26 protein-coding genes and 1 pseudogene are annotated in these 26,485 nt (G+C 61.5%); 16 read left to right on the forward strand and 11 right to left on the reverse strand.

The window, feature by feature from the left end; all coding sequences use genetic code 11:
- Positions 1–190: 190 nt before the first annotated feature.
- Positions 191–1,702 carry a glycoside hydrolase family 43 protein gene (locus JOE66_RS01370; RefSeq protein WP_205106368.1) on the reverse strand — a complete coding sequence of 504 codons (1,512 nt, stop codon included), beginning with the start codon at positions 1,700–1,702 and terminating at the stop codon, positions 191–193.
- 125 nt (positions 1,703–1,827) lie between these two features.
- A complete protein-coding gene (locus JOE66_RS01375) occupies positions 1,828–4,077 on the reverse strand; it encodes an alpha-L-rhamnosidase (RefSeq protein WP_307826995.1) in 2,250 nt (749 codons plus the stop codon).
- A 29-nt stretch (positions 4,078–4,106) separates the two neighbouring features.
- On the opposite strand from JOE66_RS01375, the gene JOE66_RS01380 reads away from it, so the two are divergent.
- From JOE66_RS01380 to JOE66_RS01395, 5 genes and pseudogenes are all read left to right on the forward strand, one after another.
- The gene (locus tag JOE66_RS01380; RefSeq protein WP_205106369.1) at positions 4,107–5,357 is read left to right on the forward strand and encodes a glycoside hydrolase family 1 protein; all 1,251 of its coding nucleotides are present in this window, start codon (positions 4,107–4,109) and stop codon (positions 5,355–5,357) included.
- Positions 5,354–5,641, forward strand: a complete 288-nt coding sequence (locus JOE66_RS17885) for a glycoside hydrolase family 78 protein (RefSeq protein WP_443741664.1) — start codon at positions 5,354–5,356, stop codon at positions 5,639–5,641. The genes JOE66_RS01380 and JOE66_RS17885 overlap by 4 nt, the downstream gene beginning before the upstream one ends.
- A gap of 6 nt (positions 5,642–5,647) precedes the next feature.
- Entirely contained in the window at positions 5,648–5,884 is a 237-nt protein-coding gene (locus JOE66_RS01385) for an alpha-L-rhamnosidase N-terminal domain-containing protein (protein WP_307827272.1), read from the forward strand.
- Between the two features lie 49 nt (positions 5,885–5,933).
- Positions 5,934–6,161, forward strand: a pseudogene (locus JOE66_RS17755) (alpha-L-rhamnosidase-related protein); the annotation flags it as partial.
- 94 nt (positions 6,162–6,255) lie between these two features.
- Positions 6,256–6,621: an alpha-L-rhamnosidase C-terminal domain-containing protein gene (locus tag JOE66_RS01395; RefSeq protein ID WP_275576838.1), complete on the forward strand. Its 366-nt coding sequence runs from the start codon at positions 6,256–6,258 to the stop codon at positions 6,619–6,621.
- Positions 6,622–6,722: 101 nt separating this feature from the next.
- Here the strand turns inward: JOE66_RS01395 and JOE66_RS01400 are convergent, their stop codons facing one another.
- The gene (locus JOE66_RS01400) at positions 6,723–7,298 is read right to left on the reverse strand and encodes a carboxymuconolactone decarboxylase family protein (RefSeq protein WP_205106372.1); all 576 of its coding nucleotides are present in this window, start codon (positions 7,296–7,298) and stop codon (positions 6,723–6,725) included.
- Positions 7,295–8,092 carry an IclR family transcriptional regulator gene (locus JOE66_RS01405; protein WP_205106373.1) on the reverse strand — a complete coding sequence of 266 codons (798 nt, stop codon included), beginning with the start codon at positions 8,090–8,092 and terminating at the stop codon, positions 7,295–7,297. Before JOE66_RS01405 ends, JOE66_RS01400 begins: the two co-directional genes overlap by 4 nt.
- A gap of 335 nt (positions 8,093–8,427) precedes the next feature.
- Between JOE66_RS01405 and JOE66_RS01410 the strand changes: the two genes are divergently transcribed.
- Genes JOE66_RS01410 through JOE66_RS01440 form a run of 7 tightly spaced genes read left to right on the forward strand, consistent with a single transcriptional unit; the run spans position 8,428 to position 14,679 of the window.
- The gene (locus JOE66_RS01410; protein WP_205106374.1) at positions 8,428–9,432 is read left to right on the forward strand and encodes a sugar ABC transporter substrate-binding protein; all 1,005 of its coding nucleotides are present in this window, start codon (positions 8,428–8,430) and stop codon (positions 9,430–9,432) included.
- 27 nt (positions 9,433–9,459) lie between these two features.
- Positions 9,460–10,566 (forward strand): ABC transporter permease, encoded by a 1,107-nt coding sequence (locus tag JOE66_RS01415; RefSeq protein ID WP_205106375.1) that lies wholly within the window; start codon positions 9,460–9,462, stop codon positions 10,564–10,566.
- Between the two features lies 1 nt (position 10,567).
- Complete coding sequence (locus tag JOE66_RS01420) at positions 10,568–11,365, forward strand: ATP-binding cassette domain-containing protein (protein ID WP_205106376.1); 798 nt, start codon at positions 10,568–10,570, stop codon at positions 11,363–11,365.
- Positions 11,352–12,146 (forward strand): SDR family NAD(P)-dependent oxidoreductase, encoded by a 795-nt coding sequence (locus tag JOE66_RS01425; RefSeq protein WP_307826996.1) that lies wholly within the window; start codon positions 11,352–11,354, stop codon positions 12,144–12,146. The genes JOE66_RS01420 and JOE66_RS01425 overlap by 14 nt, the downstream gene beginning before the upstream one ends.
- A 31-nt stretch (positions 12,147–12,177) precedes the next feature.
- Positions 12,178–12,969: an SDR family NAD(P)-dependent oxidoreductase gene (locus JOE66_RS01430; protein ID WP_205106377.1), complete on the forward strand. Its 792-nt coding sequence runs from the start codon at positions 12,178–12,180 to the stop codon at positions 12,967–12,969.
- A gap of 4 nt (positions 12,970–12,973) precedes the next feature.
- Complete coding sequence (locus tag JOE66_RS01435; RefSeq protein WP_205106378.1) at positions 12,974–13,849, forward strand: fumarylacetoacetate hydrolase family protein; 876 nt, start codon at positions 12,974–12,976, stop codon at positions 13,847–13,849.
- Positions 13,846–14,679, forward strand: coding sequence for a fumarylacetoacetate hydrolase family protein (locus tag JOE66_RS01440; RefSeq protein ID WP_205106379.1), 834 nt, complete (start codon positions 13,846–13,848; stop codon positions 14,677–14,679). Before JOE66_RS01435 ends, JOE66_RS01440 begins: the two co-directional genes overlap by 4 nt.
- Before the next feature lie 45 nt (positions 14,680–14,724).
- Here the strand turns inward: JOE66_RS01440 and JOE66_RS01445 are convergent, their stop codons facing one another.
- Positions 14,725–15,651: a LysR family transcriptional regulator gene (locus tag JOE66_RS01445; RefSeq protein WP_205106380.1), complete on the reverse strand. Its 927-nt coding sequence runs from the start codon at positions 15,649–15,651 to the stop codon at positions 14,725–14,727.
- 134 nt (positions 15,652–15,785) lie between these two features.
- Here JOE66_RS01445 and JOE66_RS17425 point away from each other — a divergent pair, with 134 nt between their 5' ends.
- The 4 genes from JOE66_RS17425 to JOE66_RS01465 all read left to right on the forward strand — a co-directional run bounded on the left by JOE66_RS17425 (position 15,786) and on the right by JOE66_RS01465 (position 19,033).
- Positions 15,786–16,310, forward strand: a complete 525-nt coding sequence (locus JOE66_RS17425) for a quercetin 2,3-dioxygenase (protein WP_205106381.1) — start codon at positions 15,786–15,788, stop codon at positions 16,308–16,310.
- A 77-nt stretch (positions 16,311–16,387) separates the two neighbouring features.
- The gene (locus JOE66_RS01455; RefSeq protein ID WP_205106382.1) at positions 16,388–17,128 is read left to right on the forward strand and encodes an alpha/beta hydrolase; all 741 of its coding nucleotides are present in this window, start codon (positions 16,388–16,390) and stop codon (positions 17,126–17,128) included.
- A 292-nt stretch (positions 17,129–17,420) separates the two neighbouring features.
- Complete coding sequence (locus JOE66_RS17025) at positions 17,421–17,669, forward strand: SDR family NAD(P)-dependent oxidoreductase (RefSeq protein WP_307826997.1); 249 nt, start codon at positions 17,421–17,423, stop codon at positions 17,667–17,669.
- A 311-nt stretch (positions 17,670–17,980) separates the two neighbouring features.
- A complete protein-coding gene (locus tag JOE66_RS01465; protein ID WP_205106383.1) occupies positions 17,981–19,033 on the forward strand; it encodes an aldose 1-epimerase family protein in 1,053 nt (350 codons plus the stop codon).
- Positions 19,034–19,163: 130 nt separating this feature from the next.
- Here JOE66_RS01465 and JOE66_RS01470 read toward each other — a convergent pair whose 3' ends face one another.
- The 6 genes from JOE66_RS01470 to JOE66_RS01495 form a co-directional block, all read right to left on the reverse strand.
- On the reverse strand, positions 19,164–20,213 hold the full coding sequence (locus tag JOE66_RS01470; RefSeq protein ID WP_205106384.1) for a LacI family DNA-binding transcriptional regulator: 1,050 nt from the start codon (positions 20,211–20,213) through the stop codon (positions 19,164–19,166).
- Between the two features lie 72 nt (positions 20,214–20,285).
- Positions 20,286–21,815 carry a sugar ABC transporter ATP-binding protein gene (locus JOE66_RS01475; protein WP_205106385.1) on the reverse strand — a complete coding sequence of 510 codons (1,530 nt, stop codon included), beginning with the start codon at positions 21,813–21,815 and terminating at the stop codon, positions 20,286–20,288.
- Between the two features lie 14 nt (positions 21,816–21,829).
- Complete coding sequence (locus tag JOE66_RS01480) at positions 21,830–22,852, reverse strand: ABC transporter permease subunit (RefSeq protein ID WP_205106386.1); 1,023 nt, start codon at positions 22,850–22,852, stop codon at positions 21,830–21,832.
- The gene (locus JOE66_RS01485; protein WP_205106387.1) at positions 22,849–23,895 is read right to left on the reverse strand and encodes an ABC transporter permease; all 1,047 of its coding nucleotides are present in this window, start codon (positions 23,893–23,895) and stop codon (positions 22,849–22,851) included. The genes JOE66_RS01480 and JOE66_RS01485 overlap by 4 nt, the downstream gene beginning before the upstream one ends.
- Positions 23,892–25,415, reverse strand: a complete 1,524-nt coding sequence (locus JOE66_RS01490; RefSeq protein ID WP_205106388.1) for a sugar ABC transporter ATP-binding protein — start codon at positions 25,413–25,415, stop codon at positions 23,892–23,894. Before JOE66_RS01490 ends, JOE66_RS01485 begins: the two co-directional genes overlap by 4 nt.
- Positions 25,416–25,485: 70 nt before the next feature.
- Entirely contained in the window at positions 25,486–26,484 is a 999-nt protein-coding gene (locus JOE66_RS01495; RefSeq protein WP_205106389.1) for an ABC transporter substrate-binding protein, read from the reverse strand.
- Between the last annotated feature and the right edge of the window lies 1 nt (position 26,485).

Below are 26,485 nucleotides of genomic sequence, written 5' to 3' on the forward strand. Positions count from 1 at the left end.
AGGGACCGACCCCGGGGCGCCCCGGGCGCCTGGAGAACAGAGCCCGTCCGGGCTACCGGAGGATCTCGACCAGCAGTCCATCACGGTGCAGCAACCCATCCAGATGTCGAGATCTGTGATTGTCGCGTCAAGGAGATTTCCACAGCCATATGACGTCTCGTTCGGCAAATGGAACACGAGGTTGGTTTTGCTAGCGGACGTCATGAGGATCAGGTGATTCACTTTCGGTCGAATCTTTGTAGCTGAACGACAACACGCGGGCATGTGTGGTGAGTGCCCCAAGTCCGATCATTCGACCGGTAAAGCCGCCCGCCACCTCTGTGGAAATATAGCGACCATCCAGCCTGGCAAGTTCGACGAAACCATCGGCGCCGTCAAAACCCAGGACGATGTCGTCCGGGCCGACGTTGCCGCCAAGTTCACCGGCGTTGACCGGGACAACTGTGGAGATCCGCAGGACAGTTCTCGGGCTGTGTATGTCGCGTTCCGCGAATTCCTGGGTGAGGTCTCCGACTCGTCCCATCGCACGTACCCGCCCATCGCGTACTTCAACGCCGTACCAGTGGCGGTCGTCTATGCGCACGACCATGCGCACGCCGCCGCCAGCGGCGTCGACAGTGACGCTGGCTGACCAGGACAGGTCCCTCACGCGCGTGCACAGCAGCGAACCATCGCCGCCGTCGATCGATGACATCAGTTCCAAACCGCCATCCAGCGGGGATCGCGCAATGGATGCGGGATCGCCGGAGGGCGAGATCCACCGCGGGTCGAGATCCCCCACGAAGTCGTCGCTGAATGAGTGATCTACGGTCGGGATCGTCACGCCGCCTTCGACGAAGACTGGCCAGTCATCGCTCCAATCGATAGCGCACACGAAAGTCTCCCTGCCGATCACATGAAAGCCGGGCGAACTCCCCTGAATCCGCACGCCGAGATACGCGGCCACCCAGCTGCCATCCTCCCGCTCGAGCAGATCGGCGTGACCGACATTCTGCACGGCGCCCGGCAAGCTTCGATGGGTCAGGATGGGGTTGGCCGGGCACGGCACGAATGGGCCCGCCGGTGATGTGCACCGAGCAATGGTGACCGTGTGGCCGCGTTCGGTTCCTCCCTCAGCAAGCAGCAGGTACCAATAGGAGTCGCGTTGATATAGGTGTGGACCTTCGGGGTACGCGAGCCCTGTGCCCTGCCAGACGCGGTACGGCGGCTCCAGCAGAATTCCCTCCTCTAGATTGACCCGCGCCTGCACGATGCCCGATTGCTGGGGCGTGGGGCCGAAACCGCACCAGGTGAGATAGCATGTGCCACCATCGTCCCAGGCAATGTCTGGGTCGATCCCGATCGCCCCAGAGATGAATACGGGTTCGCTCCATGGTCCGCGCGGGTCGTCGGTGTGCACCACGAGGTGCCCGGCGCCAAAGTCGCTCATGTTCGTGGTGATGAACCAGAAAGTGCCGTCGTGATATCTCAGTGTCGACCCGAAGATCCCGCCGGATGGTCTGCCGTCACCTCGGGCGAACTGAGTGCGCCGTGTGAGAACGTTGCCGATCTGATCCCACGCGAGTGCATCGTCGCTCGCGAATATGGGTGCTCCAGGGAAGTACTCGAAGCTGGAGTTCGCCAGGAAGTACCTGGTCCCTGCTCGACACAGGGTGGGATCGGGATGGAATCCGCTGATCGCGGGGCGGTTGATGCTCGTCACGAAAAACGCTCCTTCGGTAGTTGGCGATAGCCTGATCGAATGCTGCACTTTTGGCAAAACTTGTCACCGATTCATCCCAACTCGACTTTGACGGTCCTCCAATATGTGCGGGACGGCCGATTCGTTTAGCCGGTCGATTTCAGAATGTGCCGTCCCGGGCCGAGGTCACGCTTGTCGAATCCAGGTATGTCGACTGTCGCGGTCACGCCGTCGGGAACGACCGCGATGACCTCGAGGGTCGCGCCATTCGTCGTCCACTCCACGGATGCCAGGCCAAACGGCGTCTGAAGCGCACTTCGCGCCTGCGTGAGCCCACCGCCGGGCCGCGGGGCGATATGGATGCGACGAAAACCCGGCTCGCCCGCGCTCAGCCCTCCGACGGTACGGTGCATCCAATCAGCGATGGCGCCGAGCGCATAGTGGTTGAAGCTCGTCATCTCGTTAGGGTTGATCGTGCCGTCGGGAAGCATGGAATCCCAGCGCTCCCAGATTGTCGTCGCGCCCATTGTGACAGGGTAGAGCCAAGAAGGCATCGAGCGCTCAAGGAGGAGTCCGTATGCCTCCTCAATATGGCCGGTCGTCGTCAGCGCATCGCAGATGTAGGGCGTACCTGCGAACCCCGTGCTGATGCGGTACCCCGACTCGCGCACGAGCTCGGCCAGGCGGTCGCCGGCCATGATTGTCTCTTCACCGTGCAGAAGCCCGAACGTGATGGCGAGCGCGTAGACGGTTGTGCAGTCGCTGAACACGCGACCGCCATCGACGTATCGGGCATGGAATCCGGCCCGGATGCGGTCGCGTACCGCCACGAATTCGGCGGCGTCTGTTGTTCGTCCGAGGAGTGCGGCGGCAGCGGCCATGGTCGAAGCGGTGCGGAAGGCGCAGGCCGTTGCCACCACGCCGACATCGGCTTTGGCGTCGCCCGGTGCTGATGCTGGAGCATCCGGGTCGAGCCAGTCACCGAACTGGAAACCCGTGTCCCAGACGTCGTCGGACGAGAGCGCCGCTGCAACCGCACGAGTATGTGAGGTCATGAGGTTGTAGTTGTCGCGAAGATCTGCCAGATCTCCGTAGGCCTGCCACAGGGCCCAAGGCACCCACACGCCCGCGTCGCCCCAGATCGCAGTGGCCGGAGGCGTCGGAAAGCCAGTATCAAGGAATTTGAGCGCGTCGGGTACCACGACCGGTACCCTGCCGGAACCGTGGCTCCGCTCGATTTCGGCGTCGACGAGCCAGTCGCCGAGAAACGTCCGCACATCAGCCAGGTAGGTCGCGGTTGGTGCGAATGCGCTGATATCGCCCGTCCAGCCGAGACGTTCATCGCGTTGGGGGCAGTCGGTCGGCACGCTGAGAAAATTGCCGCGCATTCCCCAGACAACGTTGCTGTGCAACTGGTTGAGAAGGGAATCGGAGCACGAGAAATCGCCGATCCAGTGGAGATCGGTGCCGACGACGACCGCGGTGAAGGCCGCCGGATCCACGTCGCCCGGCCACCCGGTGACCTCTGCATACCGAAAACCATGAAAAGTGAGAGTCGGTTCGAGAACTCGGGCCTGACCATCGAGGAGGTATCGGTCGGTGGCTTGAGCACGCCGGAGCGGCCTGGTACCCAGTTCGCCGTCATCGAGGACTTCAGCGTGACGCACGGTGAGCTCGGTTCCGGCAGGTCCGTGCGCCTGAACGCGAACGAACCCGACAAGATTCTGACCGAAGTCGAGGATCGTTGTGCCGCTGGCGGAGGTGATCACCTCATGCGCCGCCAGCTCGGCGAGTCGTCGCACCGCCGGTGAGGTTCGCGGGACCAGCTCGGCTTCTGTGTTTACGACGTGAACCCCCGCCCATCCGGAATCGTCGAACCCAGGCATGTCCCAGCCCTCCTGATGTGCCCGGAGATCGACGGTCTGCCCGTTGTAGAGATCGTCGGTGCGAGTTGCGCCGGTCGACGCGCGCCAGGTCCGGTCGGTGTTCACCCACTGCACGAACCCGTCGGTGAACTCGATGCGGAGCGAAGCGAGGGCCGCCCGCTCGTCACCGTACAGAGCACGAGCACCGGTGAAGCCGAGATTGCCGCGATACCAACCGTTGCCTAGGGTGAGCCCGAGGGTGGAACGCTGCTCGAGCAGCGCAGTCACATCGTGCTCGACCACCCGCACCCGCCATTCATAGCTGGTCCACCCGGGGATCAGGAGCTCGTCGGCAGTCGGCCTGCCATTCATGGTCGCTTCGACGAGGCCGAGTGCACTCAATTCGAGCGTCGCTCGGATGACAGCGCCGTGCCCGCTCTCGAGTTCGAATTCCGTCCGCAACAGCGGGGCCGCCTCGTCGCTCAGGTCTGAAGCGATCCAAAGCTTTCTGTCATTGAAAGTTGCTTTCACAATGTGTAATTATGGTGCATCATGGTTGCATGACACAAGATCACCTCACATCCGACTTTCTCTGGGGAGTCGCCACCGCCGGTCACCAGGTCGAGGGCCACAACACCACGAGCGACACCTGGTTTCTGGAGAACGTCACACCCACCGTCTTCCGAGAGCCGTCTGGAGCAGCCTGTAATAGTTATGAGCTGTGGGAGACCGATCTCGACCTTGTACAAGGGTTGGGGCTGAACGCGTACCGCTTCTCCGTGGAGTGGGCCCGTATTGAGCCGGTCGAGGGGCAGTTCTCCGCTGAAGCGCTCGACCACTACGAAGCACTGGTAGACGGATGCCTCGCCCGGGGCCTCGCTCCAGTGGTGACGTTCAACCACTTCACTACTCCGCACTGGTTCGCCATGCGCGGGGCCTGGCTCGACCCCGAGGGTGCGGTGCTGTTCGCACGGTACTGCTCTGTTGTGATGGAACGCTTCGGCGACCGCATAGCTGTTGCTGTCACGCTCAACGAGCCGAACCTGCCCGAGCTGCTCGCATCGCTCAACCTCCCCGCGTTTGTCTCCGATCTCACGCGAGCAACTCTTGAAGCCGCCCAGGTAGCGACGGGTTCGCAGCACTACGTGGCATCCAATGTGGCAAACTCCGAAGACTTCCCGGCCCTCAAACGTGGTTTGACGAGTGCTCACGTTGCCGCCCGGAACGAGATCAAACGCCACCGTCCCGACATTCGGGTCGGAGTCTCAATCGCCATGGTCGACGACGTGTCGCGCGCCGGCGGCGAAGATCATGTCGCTCGTCAGCGAGCCGAACTCTATGACCACTGGTTGAAGCTGGCTGCCGACGACGACTTCATCGGAGTGCAGAACTATGAACGCATCTACTACGGGCCCGATGGCGCCCTCCCCATCGCTGAGGGAGGCGTCCGCAATTTCAGTGGCGCTGAGGTCGAGCCCGGCTCTTTGCGGGGAGCGGTCGAGTATGCCCACCAGGTGAGCGGTCGACCGGTGTTCGTCACCGAACACGGGGTCGGTACCGACGATGACTCCATTCGGGCCAACTTCATCCCGGCTTCCCTCGACGGGCTGCGAGCGGCGATCGCAGAGGGCGTACCAGTCATCGGCTACAGCCATTGGTCACTGCTCGACAATTTCGAGTGGATCTTCGGTTACGGACCGCGCTTCGGACTGTACGAAGTTGATCGTGAGACCTTCGTACGCACCGCCAAGCCGAGTGCTCGCGTCTATGCACGTTATGTAGCGGAGCTGGTCATCGCACAGACACCGTGATTCCAGCCCCTACGCGCCTGCGCTACGACAACCTCGATGAGGCTATCGGCGTCGGACCCGAACCGCCCCGTGTGTCATGGCTGATTGGCGGCGAGGATACCCAACTCGCTCATGAAATCCAGTCCACCCTGTCGGATCGGCGGTGTTCAAGTGGCCGGGTGGAGTCGGCGGAGTGTGCGTTCGTGCCCTGGAGCGGTCCGCTGCCGGATCGTTACCAGCGCATCGAGTGGCGGGTACGAGTATGGACGTGTTTTGGCTTGGCTCGACATAGAGAGGGCGGGTGACGCCGAATTGACACCCGGGTACCCGGGTACCCGGAGTACGGAGAACGATTGCAGGTCCAGACCTGGGACGTGACCGACCAGGTGTTCGCGGGCTTGAATTCACTCACTGTCGAGCTGTCGGATGGCTGGTCCCGTGGTAGCGTCGGGATCTTTCTCGTGTCCGACCAGGTCGCCCTGTTGGCGCAACTGATCCTTGAGTTAGCTGACGGCTCGACCGAGATCGTGGGTACGCGCGACGACTGACTGTCCCGTGCGCGAACGGGCAGGCTGGACGGGCGACTGGCAGATCTATGTGACAACGGCCGCCTACCTGTACGACGTCGCCGGCTTCTCCACACAACGGATGAGGGTTGTCGCGGTCAATCAGAACGACGACGGGCTGATTCTGAACCAGGCTCCGGCTCCACGTTCGGAGCTGAAGGACGGCCCTGGCGCGGCACACAACGGCTCATCCGGTTGGGGCGACGCGATTGTCTTGGTGCCCTGGGAGCAGTACCAGGCATACGGCGACATCCGGGTGCTGGAGAAGTTCTGGCCGAATAAGGTGCGCTGGATAGACCGAGTTCGAATAGCCGCAGAGAGTTCGCGTCACCCCAGCCGAGAAGCTCGTCCTGCTGCAACGCACCCGTCCATCGTGGTTGGCACTGCTCGACGAAGGAGCGACGTCGATGTGGGAGCGTTGGGAGGGCTGGGACGCAGACGGTCTCCCGTACGAATCGCACAACGACTTCTCGAAGGGCGCCGTCATCACGTTCCTGCACCGGCATGTGGCTGGCATCCGCCCCGTTGTAGACGGAACGGGGTATCGACGGTTCGAGATTTCGCCCAGCCTGGGTGGCGGCCTCAGCAGTGCGAAAGGTCGCCTTGAGACGCCACACGGAGAAATCATCAGCTCGTGGACGCTCGCTGGCGGCATCTTCCGAATCCGGATCGTCGTGCCCGCTGGCACCACGTATAAGCTCACGATGCCTGACGGGTAGACGCACGAAGTACGTGCGGGTGAGCACTTCTTCTTTACACGCGCCTAATTAGAACGCAGTATGACTAGGCGCGTGGCCAGGGGTTCTCACGCACCCGAAGATCACGCGGAGCTCGTCGTCGGTGCGGGGTCGACACGGAAGACGCGTAACTGCAATGCCAGTGCCGCGTAGTAACCCACCAAGGTGGTGAGCTCAACGAGCTCGTGGGCTTGAAGATATGCGGATGCTGCGGCCCACCCCGTGTCGTCCAGGTCGCCGTGAGCGATCGCGAACGTCGCGGTCGCGACGGCCTGCTCGTGGGCGTCGATGAGGGTCGGCACCCGACCACTCTGAACGTCAAGCATTTCGTCGGCGGTCAGCCCCGCCGCTCGGCCGACGGCCTCGTGTGAAGCGCGCTCGAACGCGCTGTTCCAGCGAGCAGCCACGATCAGAATCGCTGTCTCGCGTTCGCGGGCGGTGAGGGTCGTCTCGAATCTGATCGCAGCGCCGAGCGCCTGCAACGGTCGAGAAAGTGCTGGTGCGTACAGAAATGCGTTGAATGGGCCGTTGAGGGTGCCATCGCGCGCGCTGAGGGGAAAGTGCTGCGGGCCCTTCGATCGGGGGCCGCCAACAATCTCGGAATAGAGTTCCGCTTGGTCGCTATCGAGCTCGTCTGGGGTTAGGCGGGGAAGTCTCACAGCGCTCTGAGCCTCAGCGAGATATCGTCGGCTGTCTCGCGCAGTTGATCGAGAAGAACTCCCCGCAATGATGCCACATCGTGACGGGCCGACGACACCGCGATGTTGATCGCGGCGACCGGCGCGGGTGCTCGACCGAAGACGGGAACCGAGACGGACCTGAGTCCCAGTGCGAGTTCCTGATCCTGAATGGAGAAACCTTCTCTGCGGATAAGTTCGAGACGGGCATCCAATTCACTGCGGGTGCGCACCGCATTCGGCCCTGCGTCGGGGCTGAATGACTGCGTAGTGAGGCGTTCGTCGAGTTCAACTGGACTCAGCCAGGCGAGCAGAAGCTTGCCCATAGATGTGTAGGCGGCGGGCAACGTCGAGCCGACCTGGATGTTTGCGGTGACGAGGTCGGCATTGCGCATGCGCGCGAGGTAGAGCACCTGGTCGCCGAGAAGCACACCGAGATTGACCGTTTCACCGGTCGTCTCTGCAAGGTGCCTCAGGGGCCTCTCGCTGACTTGTACGAGGTTCGACCCACGGAGTGCTGCCGAACCCAGGGAGAGCACGGCCACCCCCGGTTGCACCGAGCCGTCAGCGGAACGCTCGAGAAAGCCGTCTTCTTCGAGTGTCGCGACGATGCGGAACGCTGTTGGCATCGGAATGCCCGTCAGATCACAGATCTGGCGGAGCTTCAGCGAGACTGTGCTTTCGTTGAAGAGCCGGAGCACGAGCAAGCCCTTCGAGAGCGATTCGATGCGGTACTGGTTTGCCGCTTTCTCTGAGCGGTTGGTCAAAGAATTCATCGCGTGTTCCTTCCAAAAGGGGCCAAGAATCGCCGCCTTCGTTCGATGAAGCCACAACCGGTCGTCGCTACGCTTCAATATATGAAAATAACTTTCGATCAATGAAAGTCTAATGATCGACCCGGGTGCACGCAACATCATCCCACCGGAGAGGAGCCATTCATGACAGACGTCGTTGACAGATCGCCGTGGCTGTGAATTCCAATCCAAATCGGATCAACCTCTCGCCTCAAGACTTTCACTAGACAAAACTATTTTTCATTGGGCGAAATGTGTGCTAAACATTTACCAAACGAGCAGCAGAAGGCCGCTCAGCGAAGCAAAGGTGCCCGCCCATGAACGTTCCACACCAGAAGATCCTCCGTCCACTTCAAGCCGTCGCCGTCGTTGCCACGCTCGGCTTGGTCGCCACGGTCTCGGGATGCGCGGCCTCGGCCAGCATCTCGCCCTCCAGCTCCTCGGGAGGCGCATCTACCTCAGCAGCTCCGCTCGCGATCGGATTCTCACCGTTCAATCTGCAGATTCCCGCCTTTCAGGGATTGGCGACAGGCCTGACGGGGGTCGCTCAGTCACAGGGCGACAGCGTCCTCACCGCCGATCCGAAGGGCGACCCGTCTTCTCAGCTTCAGCAACTTCAAGCTTGGGTCTCACTCGGTCAGATCAAGGCGATCTGGGTCATCCCTCAGGCGCCCAACGTCGTAGCTCCAGCCCTGACGGCAGCGCAAGCAGCTGGCATCGTTGTCCTCGCATCGGGCGTTCCCGCCGACTACGGCATGAACGACGGCCAAGCCGGGATCGCCTTCAGCAACGTCGACAATGCGGCCTACGGCAAGGCGCTCGGCGAGCAGACAGCTAAGTGCATCGCCGACAACCTCGGAGGAAGTGGGCAGATCGTGTGGCAGCAGAGCCCTTCTGGTTCAGCGAGTACCGATGCAATAAATAAGGCATTCCAAGCGGCGCTCACAGCAGGGGCACCCAAGGCAACGATTGTCAGCACGCTGGTTGCGAAGGATCGATTGGGCTCCCAGCAGCAAGTGTTGACCGCACTGCAGGCCAACCCAGGAGCCAACGTCGTAGTAGGCGCAGATGACGAGTCGACTCTCGGCGCGGTCGATGCCTTCGGCCAGGCCGGCAAAGACACCTCGTCCACCTGCATCACGGGGGCCGGTGGAAACGATGAAGCACTTGCGGCAGTCAAGGCCGGCACGGTCTATGCCGACGTCGCCTTCGACTTCCAGGCCGACCTCATGCAGAATTACTCGACGCTGAAGCAAATGGCGACCGATCCCAGTGCACCCGGCAAGCAGTTGGTCACGCCCATCAAGGTCAACACGAAGTAGTCCGCGGAGTACGCAAGGAGCACGATGATGAGAATTGACACTACGACCTCGGCACCGAAGATCACAGCGGCGAACTCCGCAGACGATGCGGGAGTATCTTCCAATGTCAGGCTGCTGATCTTCCTCCGCGACCGAGGCATCATCGTACTCTGGATCGTTCTGGTGATTTTCTTCGCCTTCTGGGCGAGCCCGTATTTCTTCACTCTTGCCAATGCGGGGCTCATTGCCAATGCTGCGGCTCTCGCGGCAATCTTCGGTGCGGCGGTGGGTATCGGCATCCTGAGCGGAGCCCTTGACCTCTCGATCCCCGGTTCGGCGACCATCGCCGCTGTCGTGGGGGCGATCTCGATCAAAGCCGGCGCGCCTGCCTGGCTCTGCATCGTCATTGCCCTGTTGGTGGGTGCGTCTGTCGGCATCGTCAACGGCTTACTCGTGCAACGAGGCCTCAATCCCTTGGTCGTCACAATCGCCATGCTGACGACGCTGGGAGGTCTTGCCCAGGTCATCTCGGGAGGCGTTCCTGTTACCGGAATCACCCAGCTGAAGTGGATGGGGAGCACCAGCTACCTGGGTATTCCTGCTCCTGTCTTCGTGGTTGCGATCGTCTTCATAGCAGGCTGGCTATTCCTCACCCAGACCCGGGCCGGGGCGCGAGTTCTCGGTGTTGGCGGCAATATTGAGGCCGTGCGCCGCGCCGGTGTCAACGCGGATCGCTATCGAATCCTCGGGTTCGTTCTCTCGGGGATTTTTGCCGCGGTCGGCGGACTGCTGGTCATGGCCACTACGACACAGGCATCTCCGAATCCCAGCGTGGACCTGCTGTTCTCGGCACTCACGGCGGTTGCCCTCTCGGGTATGCCCCTCACTGGTGGCCGCGGCAGCCTGCCACGGGTGCTGGTTGGTGCATTGATCATCGTGAGCATCTCGAGCGCCCTGATCATCAGGGGTATCCCGCCCTACTGGGCCACGATCGTGACGGGTGTGCTCCTCGTGCTTGCCCTTGCGTTCGAGAAGCTCATGTCTTCGGCCGTTGCCAAACGTCTCGCCCCAGCACCCACCGCGACTCTGGACACGGGTGCGCCACCCACAGCGTCCTTCACCGTTCCGCGTACGTCCAAAACGAAGGAGGCCTGACATGCCAGGCACCACTGCAAGCCTGACGCTCACCGGCATCGGACTCAACTACGGCTTCGTGAAGGCCCTCGATGGCGTCGACTTCACCGTGCGCGCCGGCGAGATTGTGGCTGTACTTGGCGACAATGGTGCGGGAAAATCGACACTTTTGAAGGTCATGTCTGGGGCGCACCGCCCCAGCGAGGGCACCATCGAGGTAGATGGTCAGCTCGTCGACCTGCGGTCGCCTCGCGACGCCAGTGACGCGGGGATTCAAATGGTTTACCAGGACCTCGCCCTGATTGATGCCGCAGACGTCGCCACAAACCTGACGCTGGGGCGCGAGCCGGTGCGAAAGGGGCCGCTCGGCTGGCTGGGAATTCTTGATAAGAAGGCGATGCGCCGCGAAGCGGCCAGCGAACTCGAGGCGCTCGGTGTAACCACTGCTCCGGTCTCTCGGCCCGTGGAGATGCTGTCGGGGGGGCAGCGCCAAGTGGTCGCGCTCGCGCGAAGTGCTGTTCGAGCCCATGCCTCGGGCAAAGGTGTACTGCTTCTTGACGAACCCACTGCGGCCTTGGGCTACGCGCAAACCCGCCAGGTCGAAGATCTGATCAAGCGCATGGCCACCAGGAAGATTGCTGTCGTCGTCGTCACGCACAATCTGCCCCTCTGCTTCGAGGTCGCCGATCGAATCGTCGTGCTCAACCGCGGTCGCAAGGTCGCCGACATTGCTACAAATGAAACCGACAACGATTCTGTCGTCGGGTGGATAACCGGCTCCAAGGCCCCCCAGGAAGGAATCATCCGTGCCTCTGTCTGATGAACTCACGCTCGAGTCGCCAACAGGCTCCGATTGGCTGGGGCTGTGCGGCGCCAGAGTTCTCGTCGTCGGTAGCGGAGGCATCGGCAGCGAATGCGCCAAGGGTTATGCTGCTGCCGGGGCAACCGTGATGATCGTCGATCGCGATGCTGACTCTCTCGCGAAGCTTGCGGCGCAGCCGGAGTTCGAAAGGCCTCCGATCACCCGCACGGCAGACCTCACTCAGCCCGGCGCCGGCGCCGAGGTTGTTTCCGAAGCCATTGCGGCTATGGGTGGGCTCGACATTCTTCTGCACTGCGTCGGCATCAACGACCGTCGTCCCGTTCTCGAATTCAGCGAAGACGAGTGGGAGAACGTCATGAAGGTCAACCTGTTCACCGCTTTCGCCGTCACACAGGCAGCAGGTCGCCACATGGTCGCCGAGAGGGCTGGTCGAATAGTCGTGCTCTCCTCTGTCTCCGGCCTTCTTGCCCACAAGAATCACGCGCCGTATGCCGCATCGAAGGGCGGGCTCAACCAGATGATGCGCGTCATGGCATCAGAGTGGGCGAGCTCGGGAGTCAGCGTGAATGCAATCGCTCCCGGCTATGTGGAGACCGCACTCACCAGCAATTACCTTGCCAGGCCCGGCGTGCGTGATGGCTTGGAGAACCTGGTGCCTGCAGGCCGACTCGGATCTCCTGGAGACATCGTCGGCCCCGCCCTCTTTCTCTCGTCGAAGCGAGCGTCGTTCATCACTGGGCACGTCTTGTACATCGACGGTGGCCGCACACTTATCTAGCCTCAACCACAGAACCGTAGGAGTTCCAACGATGTCGACAGAACCACAGATCTATCCCCGCTTCGCAGGTAAGGCCGTGCTGGTCACCGGTGCTGGCACCGGTTTCGGTGCAGAGATCGCCTTTCGAGCCGCGCAAGAAGGAGCCCGGGTTGCAGTGCACTACCGGTCATCCAGGACTGGTGCCGAGCAGACGGTCGCGCGAATTGAGGCGATTGGCGGCGAGGCGATCACAGTTCAGGCTGATATCGGCACCTGGGATGCCATCAAGAAGATGGCTGACGAGGTCTGGGCAGCCTTCGGCACCCTCGACGTGCTCGTGAACAATGTCGGGGACGTCTCCAGCGAACAGATGTCGTGGCGCGACCTCACACAAGAGGCTCTCGACTCGGTCATCGACATCGACGTCAAGGGCACGCTGCTCATGACCCACGAATTTGGTGAGCGGATGCTCGAACAGCCCACTGGCGGAAACATCATCAACGTCGGGTCGACCGTGATCGTGCGCGGCTCGCCCCGCGCCCCGCAGTATGCCGCAGCCAAATACGCAATCCTCGGCATCACGAAGTCGTACGCCAAGGTTCTCGCCCCCGCGGTACGAGTGAACACCTTCGCCCCCGGTTTCATGGAGACCGAGCGACTGCTGAACCGCGCAGACTGGAAGTCAGGGCGTCGCGAGACACTCATTTCCCAAACTCCAATGGGCGTCATTCCCCCTCCCGAGTTCGTCGCGGGGACGTGCCTCTGGCTGGCCACCGACGAAGCGGCACACTTGACCGGCGGCTATCTGCTCGCCGATGGCGGATTCAATATGGTAGGAGCATAAGGACATGAAACTCATCACTTTCGACAGCGGGCGCGTTGGTCGCCTCGAACTCGAAGAGGGCGTGGTCATCGAACTCGACGTACCCTCGACCCGCGAGTACTTCGAGCGCGGCGGCGACGTCACAGAGACAGGCGAGCGGCTCCGGTACAGCGATGTGCGGCTACGCGCGCCCATCCAGCCCAAGAAGTTCTTCCATACCGCCGGGAACTTCGCCGATCACCACAAGGAACTCGCTGCGGTCGACTGGTCGCACCCCGTGCACAAAGGAATCGTGTTCTTTCAAAACGTCGACGCGATCATCGGGCCAGATGACGCCATCGTCTACCCGGAGGGTCTCACGAAAGAGCTCGACTATGAGCTGGAGCTCGCGATCATCATCGGCAAGTCTGGCAAGTTCTTCGGCCCCGATGAAGCCGTCGACTACATCGCCGGTTTCACGGTGTTCAACGATATAACTGCGCGGGACATCCAGCGCAAGGAGATGGAGTCAGGAGTGTTCTCGTTCAGTAAGGGCATCGACACGTTCTGCCCGATCGGGCCGTGGATCGTCACGGCCGACGAGGTCCCCGACATGCACGAGCTTCCCATGCAGCTCCGAGTCAACGGAGAGGTACGCCAAAACGGCAACACGAACCAGACGCGCATCCAGTTCCCGCATCTTGTGGCATATCACTCCCCGCAGATCTACAGCGCAGGCGACATCATCACCACCGGTACCATCTCAGGTGTTGCCGCAGTGCAGACGAACCCGTTCGAGTTCTACCTCCAGCCCGGCGATCAGATCGAGGCGGAGATCACGGGGATCGGTACGCTCAAGAACCACGTCGTCAGTTGGGAAGAGGCGCACGGCGAGCCGGCGCCCGAGCGGGTCGACTGGTGAGACTGGCCAACCTCTCTGGCCGCGCTGTGCTGGTTTTCGGCGACAGCGCGGTCGATGTCGAGCGGGCGAGTAGCGGTGCGTTCGGGTCGGACCCACAGGCTCTCTTCGAGCATTGGGCCGCGTTTGTCGCCTGGGCAGAATCCGTCGAAGGCGGTGGCGAGCCGGTGGACCGCTCGCTGCTCGGCCCGCCAGTCCCACGGCCGCAACAGGTCTTCGCAATTGGAATCAACTACCGGGAGCATCAGGCCGAGGCCGGGTACCCCGAAGGTTCGCTGCCAGTGACGTTCACCAAATTTCCGACCTGCCTGACAGGACCGGACGCCGTCGTCGAGCTGCCGCCGGGTTCTGTCGACTGGGAGGTGGAGCTTGTCATCGCCATTTCGCGTCGCGCCCACCACGTGAGAAAAGAGGAGGCCTGGGATCATGTCGCGGGTCTCATGGTCGGCCAGGATCTGTCGGAACGCGAGGACCAGCTTGCGGGCCAGCGCCCCCAGTTCAGCCTAGCCAAGTCGTACCCGGGCTTCGGCCCCACCGGCCCGTGGCTCGTCACGCCCGACGAGTTCGAAGACCCTGACGATCTTGCCATCACCTGCTCGCTCTCTGGCGAGGTGATGCAGGATTCACGCACCTCGGCGATGATCTATGGCGTAGCCGACCTGATCTACGAGCTCTCCCGCGTGTGCGTGCTCCTACCCGGCGATATCATCTTCACCGGCACGCCTTCTGGCATCGGCAATGCTCGCACTCCAAAGAGGTTCATCACGGTCGACGACAGTTTGCGCAGCGGGATCGAGGGAATCGGTTGGCTCGAGAACACGTTCACTGTTTGATCGGGGCGTTAGGAAGCCGCTAATTAACTCGGTGTCCTCTGAGTATCAGTAGCTATTGTCGGCGATGCGGCTCGACGCAAAAGCACGTGCGAGTTCGGCGCCCAACGCCATGAACGCGGCAACCTCGGGGTTCACTTGGCGCTTGAGGCAACAGAGCAGAATCGTCGCCGGTTCAATGTCGGTGATGCGAACGAAGCTCACACCGTCCCGCCGGAATTGCTGCGAAGCTCCGAATGATGCTATGTTGACGCCGACCCTAGCAGCGACAAGCTCTATCAAGCCTTCGAAGTCGTCTGCCACCGGGCCTCGCAGCGGATGCGAGCCGTCGGGGCGCGGGTCGGCGAGCCACCAGTCGATGATGTCGGGTGCGCCACCTGAAGCGCTCACAAAGACGTCTTCGGCACACTCCATGATCCCTATCGACTCCCTGGCTGCCAAGCGGTGCCCATCGGGAACCACGAGAACTCGGGGCTCCCGCCAGAGCGGCTCGGCGAGTATCCGATCATCCATATGCATGGGGGCGGGCGCGAAAACGACATCGACACGACCCTCCAGCAACTCATTACTGGTGTCGAAGAACCCTATTCGCCTCATCTCGATTCGCATGGCAGGAAGCTTGTCGACTGCTGCCGCGAGGATCCTGGTGGTCAGGGGGCCAGCGCCCGCAGCAACCATTCCGATACGCAGAAGCCTGCCGTCAACGTTTCGCTGCTGCCTGTCCGCCCACGCGAGCAGGTGATCGTGATCATCGCGGACACGCCGGGCGAGGGGAAGAAGCTCTAGGCCCGCAGACGTCAAAGAGACTTGCCGGGAGTTGCGCTCGAACAGCTTGGTCCCCAGCGAGGCTTCAAGCTTCGAAACCTGCTGGCTTAGCGAGGGTGTAGCAATGCCGAGGGACGCAGCAGCTTTGCCGAAGTGCAGCTCATCGGCAAGCGTGCAGAAGTACTTGATGACGTGGATGGGGACTTCCATGGCTCAATATTAGGCCGAGACTAACGATGCTTAGGACATTCGTGCTGGTGCAATCGTGAGGCATGGGCAAGACTTGAGGCACATGTTTACAAGGAGGTAGCACCATGTCGATAGCGCAAACAGATTCGCATAGCGTGTCAAAACCACCCGGGAGTGTTCTCCCAGGAGCGCCGGCTCCTTTCTACCTCGCTAACGGCGAGGGGGAGAAGTCGATCGTCTTCGACCAGCTCTTCACGATCCTGCTCTCGGGCGACGAGACCGAAGGGCAATACGGTGTATTCACCGTCGATGCACCGAAGGGAGAGATGATTCCGCCGCATCTGCACACCACTGCGCACGAGATCTTCTACGTCGTCGACGGCTCCATCACCGTCTGGATGAACGACCAGAAGGGCTTTGAGGGAAAGCGCACGCTCGCCACCGGTGACTTCGGTTTCGTGCCTCTCAACACTGTTCACGCCTTTCGCATGGAAGCGACCACTCGCATTCTCGGAGTCAACACGGGAGGTTTCGAAAGGTTCTTCCTCGACATGGGCACACCTGCACCGGCAGACGCGATGGGTCCACCGCGCGTGCCCTACATCACCCCGATAGAGCAGATGCTTGCGGCCGGCCGCACGTTCGGCACGGTCTTCATGCCAGACTTTCGATTCGAGTGACACAGTCAGCTCACCCGCAAGGCCTAGCACGAGAGATTCGCGATGTGCCATTCAGCGTGCACCCGGGCTATCGACCCGTGTCTCTCGATCTGCATCTGCCGGCTGACGCGCGGGCGGTACCCGTTGTGCTCGAGCTTCACGGCGGCGGGTGGCGCGTCGGGAGCCGGGCTGTCTTTACGCCGCTCGTCTCTAAGGAGCGCTCGTTCGACAGGATCGTCGCCGCTGGCTTCGCGGTCGTCGCTGCCGACTATCGCCTGAGTGGTGAGGCGCACTTCCCGGCGCAGGTTGACGATGTGCTTGCCGCGCTTGACTGGATCGACATGCACGCAGAGGAATTCGGGCTCGACGCCTCCCGCGTCGTGCTTTGGGGAGGATCAGCAGGGGCGACACTTGCGGCGCTCGCTGCGATGCGGCGACCGCAGGCTGTTCGAGGGGTCATCGATTGGTACGGGCCGGCAGACCTGTTCGAGATGGCGGCGTTCACTGCCCAGAAAGGGGTTGATGGTGCGGGAACGTCCCGAGAAGATCTCTGGCTGGGTGCACCCGTTCTTTCCATACCCGATCGTGCAGCCGCCGCCAGCCCGGCCCGCCAGGCGGCGGCTGGTTTGCCGCCGTTCCACATCGCGCACGGCAGCGCAGACACCGAGGTGCCCCCAGTGCAGAGCGAGCTATTGGCCGACGCGCTTCGAGCGGTCGGGGTCGACGTGGAATTACACCTGGAGCCCGGAGCCGGGCACTTCTGGAAAGGCGCCGACGATGACGCAACAGCCGCACTGTTCGATCGGGCTATTGCCTTCGCCATCAGGGTGACCTCGTAATCCAATCCACATAGAATCCAACTCCCGCGCCTCGAACACGCGGGCCTATCGGCAATATGCCTCAAGGCGAAAAGCAATCATTCTCGGCGCGAAGCCGCCGATCATGGTGTTGTTGGATCTGTATCTCACGTCGATCGGAGTGGATTCCGTCGGACTCGTCACAGACTCTTTCGACAACTACGACAGGGTGCGTCGAACGCGTTCTAATTGCGTGGTGCATGGTCTTTTGTGACTGCGGACCTGGAGGGTATTGAAGTGAGTATGGTTTCGTCGCGAGTCGCGATTATCACGGGTGTGGGGAGCCCCGGGGGGGATTGGCTTCGCTGCTGCGCGTCAGCTGGGTATCGGAGGAGTTCACGTTGTCGTTACGTCCACGAGCGAAAGGATCTTTGAGCGTGTTGCCGAGCTTAGCGCGCTTGGCGTGGATGCAGTCGTCGTGGTCGCTGATCTGACGACTTCGGGTGGGGTGGCTTCAGTGAGTGGTCGGGCTGATGAGGTCAACGGGTTTTGGCCCATGGGCCGCCCGGGTCGGCCTGACTAGGTCGCAGATGCTATTACCTTTCTGTCCAGCGATGGGGCGTCGTACATCAGTGGACAGGTCTTGGTCGTCGACGGGGCGAACTCAATCAATGAAGAACGCGGAATACCGTGAGCCCATTCCGGGCACCCCGAAAGCCGTACGATCTGATTGCTGGGGTACACCGGCGTGGTCTGGCAGGGTTGTTCCCTGCCCAGGTGCACTTCACGGAAAGTCGAGGCCGGTCTTCTCGAGACTTCGCACGTCGCTTCGTCCTATATCCTCCTTTGTTGAATAGACCAATTGACGGCGCAACAATGAAAAGGTGTAACCCGATGACCACTCCCGCCGACAGGCCTAAACCCACTGGGCAGCAGTTCGAGTTGCGAGGTGCGAACGGCCGTATGACTGCGGTTGTCACTGAACTCGGAGCCATGCTGCGCGTTCTCGAGGTTGACGGTGTTGCTCTCATCGAGGGGTTCGATGCCGGTGTATATCCGGAGTACTGCGCTGGCTGGATGCTGATCCCGTGGCCCAATCGCGAGCGCGACGGGCTCTGGTTCGACGGCCCTATCGAGCGTCAACTTCCGCTGACCGAACCTGACCGAGGCAATGCACTGCACGGCTTTCTCTTTGACCTCGTACACACGGTCGTGCGACGCAGTGATTCTTCGATCACTCTGCGCGCGCTCATCGATTCGAGCGAAGCGTATCCGTTCGACCTCAGGGTCGACACGACATTCACCATTGGTTCGTCATCTGGCCCTCTCAGTGAGGTCGGACCAGGGGTAGAAGCGAGCGAGTTCGCGGGCGACTCGCCCGCGTCCGGTAAAGCACAGCCCGTGCTGACGACCACCCACGCCATCACCAACACGGGCCAAAGAGACGCCCCAGTCGCTATCGGTGCGCACCCGTACTTTCGCATAGGGGACGTTCCTACCGAGCAGTTGACGGTCACCGTGCGTGCGGCCTCGCGGGTCACCGTGGATGATCGGCTGAACCCGACGGGAACGGAGGCCGTCTCGGGGACTCGGTACGATCTCTCTCACGGAGCGGTCGTGGGTGAGCTCGACCTCGATACGGCCTATTTCGATCTCACATGTGACGCAGATGGGCGTTTCCGGCACACAATTGCCGCACCCGACGGTCGCCGCGTCGAGCTTTGGGGCGACGAGAACTACAACCAGGCTCAGGTGTTCACAACAACATTCTTTCCGACGGCAGACGGCGTGGGTTGGGCACTGACTGTGGAGCCAACAACGGCGCCACCCGATGCCTTGAACACGAGCGACAGCGTGCACTGGATCGCTCCGGGCGATACCTGGACCAGTTCGTGGGGAATCGACTTCGCCGCGACTGCACTCTTTGCAGGCGCCTTGGCGAAGTGACGTGCGGGGCCAAATGCGCGCGACGCCCCAGCGGGAAGGTCTGAGTGACACTCAAGCCGCTGCTATCGGGTGGCAGAGGCGAGTGCACAGTCGACGAGACGAAGGGATACGCCCGCGTTCACGAGTGGTCTTACGCCGTCCGGGCTTTGAAGCGCGTGAGGGATTTCAGTTGCGCAGTTGAGCTCCGGGTGATGAGGGGCGCGACGATGGGGTTTTCGCTGGTGAAGTCCGTGTTTGTCAGAGTCTTCAGCACCCGATTCATGATGAGGTGCCCGAGAGCCTCAAAGTCTTGTCGAACGGTGGTCAGGGGAGGTTGGAAGTGTTCCGCTTCGGGAATGTCGTCGAAACCGACGACGCTGATATCCTCCGGCACCCGGCTGCCTCGTTCGATGAGAGCGTGGATGAGCCCAAGTGCCATTTGGTCGTTGGACACGAAATACGCCGTTGTGAGTGCGTGATCCGGGATCGACAAGCCAATGTGGTACCCGCTCAGGGCCGTCCAGTCACCGATGGCCGGGTCGCGCGCGACAAGGGAATGCTCGGCGAGTTCTGAACGCCAGCCTCTAACTCGCTCGAGGGCATCCGGTGAATCGCTCGGACCTGCGATGTGGCCGATTTCGTGGTGTCCGAGTTCGATGAGGTGGCGTACAGCGCCGCGGGCGCCGGAGAACTGATCTATCGAGACGCTGTCGCGGCCGGGTGGTGCGCTCGGGTCGACGGTGATGAGGGGCACTCCGATCTCGAGCTGGTAGGCCGTGTCAAGGATGCTGCGGTGCGTTGAGATTATGACGATCGCCTCGACATTCTGGCGCAGCAGCGACTCAATCGCCTCCCTGACCCGAACGTTGGTGGCGGAGAGGATGCTGACCATCAGAACGGAGTAGCGGGCTTCCTGGGCGGCCTCGTTGACGTGCAACGTTGTGGAGGAGGGTCCGTAGTCAGCAGCCCCTATCGTGATGACTCCGATGATGCGGGAGCGTCGGGTAACCATGGCGCGGGCCGCCGGGGATGGTGTGTAGCCGAGTTGCCTTATCGCCTCCTCGATTTTCACCCGAGTGGCGGGTCGGACGTTGGGGAGGTCGTTGATCACTCGCGAGACGGTCTGATGGGAGACACCGGCCAGACGCGCGACGTCGAAGATGGTGGCTGACCTGGCCCGACCGCTTTGCTCAGCCACCATTCTCCTTCCTGATCAAGCTGTGTGTGTATTCCCCATTATGCCGAGGCGTCGCATCTGAACAGTAAGGCGTACCTATTCTGCTGCGCCGTACGCGATGATCTCGAGCAACCGATCCTCCGAAAGGTCGTCATTTTCGAGCATTGCTTCTAGCTTTCCTGCTTTCATCACCCCGATACGGTCGCTGACCCCGATCAACTCCCGAAACTCAGCGGAGATCAGGATCACCGACATCCCGTTCGCCGCGAGCTCAGTGACGAGGCGTTGGATCTCGGCTCTCGAGGCCATGTCCACTCCACGGGTGGGTTCATCGAGAACGAGCAATCGCGGAGCGAGAGCGAGGAGGCGCGCCAGGAGAACTTTCTGTTGGTTGCCGCCTGAAAGGGTCGACGCTTTGGCGGCCGGATCCCGTGGGCGAATGTCTAAGGCGGCGATGTAGCTCATCACGAGCTCATCGCGATGCCTTCTGGGAAGCCGATGGAGCGAACCGCGTTCGGCCTGCAGCGCCAGCAGGATGTTGTCGCCAACCGACAGTTCGCCGATGATGCCATCGAGAGCGCGGTTGTCTGACGAGTAGGCGACGCCGCGTGACAGGGCGCGGGAGGGTGTATTCAGCAGTGCCCGCCGATCGTCTATCTCGATCTGGCCGCAGTCGGCTTTCTCTATACCGGCGATCAGTCGGGCAAGTTCCGACCGTCCCGATCCGAGCAGACCAGCGATTCCCACAACTTCACCTTCGGCGACAAACAAGTCGAAGGGTGAGACGACACCCTTCATGCCGATGCGGCGGGCGCGGAAGAAGGGCTCAGGCGCGCCCTGCATACCCTCCATGTTTTCACCTGAACTTTCGGCCACCAGGGCCCGAGGAGGGTGCGAACGAACGCCGGTCATCTTCTCGACGACGTCGATACGCAGGATGTCGCTGGTGAGGAACTCGCCGACGCTTCGTCCGTCTCTGAGGATCGTCAGTCTGTCGGCGACCTCGTAAACCTGCTCCAGGAAATGAGAGATGAAGAGCACGGCGACGCCACTTCGACGCAGGGCGTGAAGCACCCGGAACAATTCGGACACCTCATTCTGGTCGAGGCCCGAGGTCGGTTCGTCGAGGATGAGGATGTCGGCTTTCCCGGCAAGAGCGCGTGCTATCGCGACCAGCTGCTGCTCGGCCAAAGAGTGCGCACCCAGCGGTGATCTCGGGTCGATATCGAGCCCAAGTTCGCGGAGGGAGCGGTTCGCATCGCGACGCAGCCGCCTCCAGTCGATGCCGAGGGCCTTGTGATGCTCTCGTCCCAGCATGATGTTCTCCGCAACGCTGAGATTCGTCAGAAGCTCTATCTCCTGATGGACGGCCTGAATGCCGGCGCGTTGCGCATCAGACGGTGATCTGAAAGACACTCCGATTCCCCGAACCATCATGCTTCCGGCGGCGAGGGAGTGAACCCCGGTGAGCGCCTTGACCAATGTTGATTTGCCGGCCCCATTCTCGCCGATCAGAGAATGGATCTCACCCGCGAACAGGCGAAAAGACACGTTGTCCAGAGCGCGGACCCCACCGAATTCGACGGTGGCATCACGGAGTTCAAGTACCGGGGTGTCAGTCCGCATCGACTCTCTCGCTTCTATCTTTTGGGTCGAGCGACCAAAACCCGCTGCAGAACAACGAAAACCAGCAACAAGCCGCCTACAACGATTTTCGTCCACCAGGAATCGACACCGATATAGGTGATACTGATCTCAATCAGACCATAGACCATGACGCCGAAGAGCGACCCGATGATGTATCCGCTGCCGCCCGTGAGAATGGTGCCACCGATGACTACCGCCGCGATGGCGTCGAGTTCCATTCCGATGCCGGTGAGGCTGTAACCCGAGCCGGTATATGCCGCGAAGATGAGCCCGGCGATCCCGGCGCAGGTTCCGCTGATGATATATACCGCAATACGTGTCTTGGCCACCTGAAGGCCCATAAGGCGGGCTGATTGTTCGTTCCCGCCTATCGCGTAGACGCTTCGCCCGAACCGGGTGTACTGCAGAATCCACACCGACACCAGCACGGTGACGAGGGCGATGATGACAGTGGGTGTCACGAACCAGCCGCCTCCGATCTGAAACCGGGTTCGTTCGAGCCAGATGACCGCCGGGTCCGTGATCGGAATCGACTGCAGGCTGACAACGTACGCGAGCCCACGAGCGAGGAACATGGCGGCCAGCGAAGCGATGAAGGCCTGGATCTCGAAAATTTGCACCAGCACCCCCACAAGCGCCCCGATCACGCTGCCGCTCAGTACGATGGCGGGGATCACGATGATGGCCGGCCACCCTGTTTGCAGAAGCTCAGCTCCGAAGATACCGCTGAACGCGACGACCGCTCCGACGGACAGGTCTATGCCCCCGGTCAGGATCACATAGGTCATGCCAACGGCCAGCACGATCAGGTAGGCGTTATCGAGGAACAACGATGAGATGAGGCGACTCGTGAAGAAATTGCCAAAGATTGTCTGGCCTGCAATGAACATTGAAAGCAGAATCACCGACGTGGTTAGCACCGGCAGCCATGCCGAGAGCCTCAGCTTCCATCGGGGTACGCGTCGCTGGAATCGCGCGCGTGGTGGCACGGTGTCGATGACGGGTGCGGCGGTCATACGGTGGCGCTCACTTTCACAGAATCGGGGTGCACGGTGAGGGGAGTCGTCGTACGCCGGTTCGTCAACAGCACCCTGACTCTTCGGGACTGCAGCAGACAAACCGCGATGACTACCATCGCTTTGAAGAGTGGGGTCACAGCGGGGGGAACCCCGAGGAAGGTTACGGTGGCTGTGAGCGTCTGGATGATCAGCACTCCGACCACTGTTCCAGAGAGCATGAATTTTCCCCCAGCGAGGGAGGTTCCGCCGATCACAACTGCGAGGATCGCATCGACCTCGACGTTGAGCCCTGCGTTGTTGGCGTCAGCGGCCATGATGTTCGAGCTGTAGATAATGCCGGCGACACCCGCCAGGAGACCGCTGAACCCATACACGATCCAGATGATGCTCCTGGACTTGATGCCGGCCAGTCTGCTCGCCGTCGGGTTGATACCGACAGCCTCGAGAAGAACACCGAACGCCGAGCGGCGAACGAGAAGAGCGGCTGTCGCCACGGCGAAGAGGGAGACGTAAAACGGTACGGGTAATCCGAAGATGTAGCCGGAGGCGATAAAGGAGTACGGTGCGCTTGTGATGGTGGCGATCTGGCCCTGGGTAATGAGCATTGCGATACCTCGGCCGGCGAGCATGAGCACCAACGTCGCGATGATGGGCTGGATACCGACGACAGAGACGAGAAAGCCGTTCCAGAGGCCCAAAATGAGCGAGACGCCGACGCCGAGGCCGATACCGACACCGACTGTCACCGGGGATTCGGGTGACCCCGAGTTCGCTATGAAGCTCAGGGATACTGCGCCGGAGATAGCGATGATGGCGCCGACGGAGAGGTCGATGCCCCGAGTCGCGATCACGAGTGTCATGCCGACACCGACGAGCATGAGGGGGGCGCTGTTTCGGAGGATGTCGATCAACGACCCGTAGAGTTCGCCGTCGTTGACCGTAATGCTCAGAAAGCTCGGGCGGCTGACGGTATTGATCAGGATCAACGCGATGAGTGCGACGACGGGCCAGAAGAGTCGGTGGCGGGCAACGGTTTTCATTCGCCACCTCCGATAGCGATGAGTGCCACGATGTCATCCACGTTGATGCCTTCCCTGTTTGTGATCTCTGCCACTATTTTGTGGTCCCGCAACACGCAGATGCGTTGCGACAGACGGACGACCTCGTCGAGTTCCGATGAAATGAACAGCACGGCCATGCCGTCTGCAGCGAGTTCGGTGATGAGCCTCTGGATTTCGGCTTTCGCCCCCACGTCTATTCCGCGCGTCGGCTCGTCAAGAATGAGCACTTGCGGCGCCGTGGCAAGCCAGCGTGCGAGCAACACTTTCTGCTGGTTGCCCCCGGAGAGATTGCGAATAAGCGCTTCCGGATCGGCGGGCCTGATGTTCAGCGCTGCGATGTACTTCAGCGCGAGTTCATCCTGCGCCTGCCGGGTCATCGGTCTGGCCCATCCACGCTTGGCTTGAACGCCGAGCGCAATGTTCTCCCGGATCGTCAGGTCACCGACGATGCCCTCCGCTCGCCGGTCCTCCGATGAAAACGCGATGCGCTGATCGACCGAGTCACGCGGTGTGGCAAGCCGCACGGGTTCTCCATTGACGAACGTTCGACCCGAGTCGGCCCGGTCTGCTCCGTAGATCGTTCGAGCCAATTCCGTGCGGCCAGACCCAAGGAGCCCGGCCAACCCGACGACCTCGCCCGAGAACAGGGCGAGGTCCGCGGGTTCGACGCTGCCCTTTCGCGTAAGGGCCGAAACAGCCAGAACCGGATCGGTCTCACGGGGGCGCCTCTCGTGTGCGACTTGCTCGCCCAGCGACTCCAATTCGCTGAATTCGCGTCCGAGCATCTTCGCCACAAGGCCGAGGCGATCGAGCTCGGCCGGCACATATTCCCCGACCAGCTCCCCGTTGCGCAGAACGGTCAGCCGGTCAGAGATCTCGTACACCTGATCCAGGAAGTGGGAGACGAACAAGATGGCGACTCCCTCGGCTTTCAGAGCGCGCATCACGTCGAAGAGCTTCTCCACCTCAGACTGGTCAAGGCTCGACGTCGGCTCGTCAAGAATCAAGACAGACGAGTTGATCACCATCGCCCGGCTGATGGCGATGAGCTGCTGCACGGCGAGGGAGTGGCTAGCAAGCGGCGAGCGAGGGTCGATGTCAAGATTGAGACGCCGCAGGTGTTGGGCTGCGGCGTCGTGAGTAGCAGACCAGTTGATACCCCAGAACCCTCGCTTCTCATGACCCAGCATCACATTCTCGCCGACCGTCAGGTTGATACAGAGGTTGACCTCCTGATAGACAGTTGAGATGCCCGCCGCCTGAGCATCCGCGGTTCCATTGAAATCACGTTCAACCCCGAGGACGACGATCGTGCCAGAATCGACGGCATATACACCCGTCAACGCCTTGATGAGCGTAGATTTGCCGGCACCGTTCTCTCCCATCAACGAGTGCACCTCGCCGGCTCGAAGGCTGAGTCCGACATTCTGCAGAGCCTTGACGCCAGGAAACTCAATCGACACGTCGCGAACCTCAACAACGACTTCTGGGGCAGACATCTCTCTCCTTACTACTTCGGTTAGGGGTGCGGGCCGATATCTCGGCTCGCACCCCTAACCGTTCGGGTTGTCAGTACTGGCGCGTGGGAAGGGCAGCGGTTGCCTGCGCCTGGTCGAATGCCTGATCCTTCGCCAGGTAGAGCTTGTCGACGGTTTCACCGGCGACCACCTTCTTGACGATGGCGGCGACCTGATCGCCGAGCAGCGGGTTGCATTCGACGACGTAGTTGAATGCCCCATTCGACAGCGCCGTCAAGCCATCTTTCGTGCCGTCGATCGTCACGATCTGAATGTCCTTGCCCGGAGTGAGGCCGGCGGCCTTGATGGCGTCGAGCGCACCCAATCCCATGTCATCGTTCTGGGCGAACAAGACGTTGATGGTCTTTCCGTACTTCTGCAGAAAGCCCTCCATGACCGTTTTTCCTTCGCTGCGCGTGAAGTTGCCGGTCTGCGAATCGAGAACCTTGACATCGCTGCCCACAATCGCCTTGTTGAAGCCTGTCGTGCGGTCGTTGGCTGCGGATGAACCGGTCGTCCCTTCGAGAACGACGAGGTTCGCCTTCTTGCCATTGAACGTGTCAGCAACCCACTTTCCAGCAGTCTCCCCTTCCTTTTCGAAGTCGTCGCCCACGCGGGTGGTGTAGAGATTGGGATCGGAGTCGACCGAACGGTCTTCGAGAATGACGGGGATCTTGGCATCTTTAGCTTCCTTCAGCACGTCATCCCATCCGGTCTCGACAACCGGTGCGAACACGATCGCACCCACACCCTGCGTGATAAAACTCCGGATGGCTGCGATTTGATTCTCTTGCTTCTGCTGTGCGTCGGAGAACGTCAGCTTGAACCCATTCGCGTCGTCGAGCGAATTCTTCAGCGACGTCGTGTTGGCCGATCGCCAGCCACTCTCTGCGCCGACCTGAGAGAACCCGACCTTGACCGGGGAACTGTCCGACCCAGAACCGGAACCTGCGGTGGACCCGCCGCCGACGGTGGTCCCTCCGCTGGCGCACCCCGTGAGAACCAGCGCTACCGCACCAGCCAACGCCAGCATTCCTACAAACTTCTTCATT

Source organism: Subtercola frigoramans, from assembly GCF_016907385.1.
GTDB classification, from domain to species: Bacteria; Actinomycetota; Actinomycetes; order Actinomycetales; family Microbacteriaceae; genus Subtercola; species Subtercola frigoramans.

Bases quoted from the DNA above. Each gene is read 5' to 3' on its own strand.
- JOE66_RS01380 (WP_205106369.1), top strand. From the start codon at position 4,107: ATGACACAAGATCACCTCACATCCGACTTTCTCTGGGGAGTCGCCACC.
- JOE66_RS01405 (WP_205106373.1), bottom strand. From the start codon at position 8,092: ATGAATTCTTTGACCAACCGCTCAGAGAAAGCGGCAAACCAGTACCGC.
- JOE66_RS01410 (WP_205106374.1), top strand. From the start codon at position 8,428: ATGAACGTTCCACACCAGAAGATCCTCCGTCCACTTCAAGCCGTCGCC.
- JOE66_RS01415 (WP_205106375.1), top strand. From the start codon at position 9,460: ATGAGAATTGACACTACGACCTCGGCACCGAAGATCACAGCGGCGAAC.
- JOE66_RS01420 (WP_205106376.1), top strand. From the start codon at position 10,568: ATGCCAGGCACCACTGCAAGCCTGACGCTCACCGGCATCGGACTCAAC.
- JOE66_RS01430 (WP_205106377.1), top strand. From the start codon at position 12,178: ATGTCGACAGAACCACAGATCTATCCCCGCTTCGCAGGTAAGGCCGTG.
- JOE66_RS01435 (WP_205106378.1), top strand. From the start codon at position 12,974: ATGAAACTCATCACTTTCGACAGCGGGCGCGTTGGTCGCCTCGAACTC.
- JOE66_RS01445 (WP_205106380.1), bottom strand. From the start codon at position 15,651: ATGGAAGTCCCCATCCACGTCATCAAGTACTTCTGCACGCTTGCCGAT.
- JOE66_RS01465 (WP_205106383.1), top strand. From the start codon at position 17,981: ATGACCACTCCCGCCGACAGGCCTAAACCCACTGGGCAGCAGTTCGAG.
- JOE66_RS01470 (WP_205106384.1), bottom strand. From the start codon at position 20,213: ATGGTGGCTGAGCAAAGCGGTCGGGCCAGGTCAGCCACCATCTTCGAC.
- JOE66_RS01475 (WP_205106385.1), bottom strand. From the start codon at position 21,815: ATGCGGACTGACACCCCGGTACTTGAACTCCGTGATGCCACCGTCGAA.
- JOE66_RS01480 (WP_205106386.1), bottom strand. From the start codon at position 22,852: ATGACCGCCGCACCCGTCATCGACACCGTGCCACCACGCGCGCGATTC.
- JOE66_RS01485 (WP_205106387.1), bottom strand. From the start codon at position 23,895: ATGAAAACCGTTGCCCGCCACCGACTCTTCTGGCCCGTCGTCGCACTC.
- JOE66_RS01490 (WP_205106388.1), bottom strand. From the start codon at position 25,415: ATGTCTGCCCCAGAAGTCGTTGTTGAGGTTCGCGACGTGTCGATTGAG.
- JOE66_RS01495 (WP_205106389.1), bottom strand. From the start codon at position 26,484: ATGAAGAAGTTTGTAGGAATGCTGGCGTTGGCTGGTGCGGTAGCGCTG.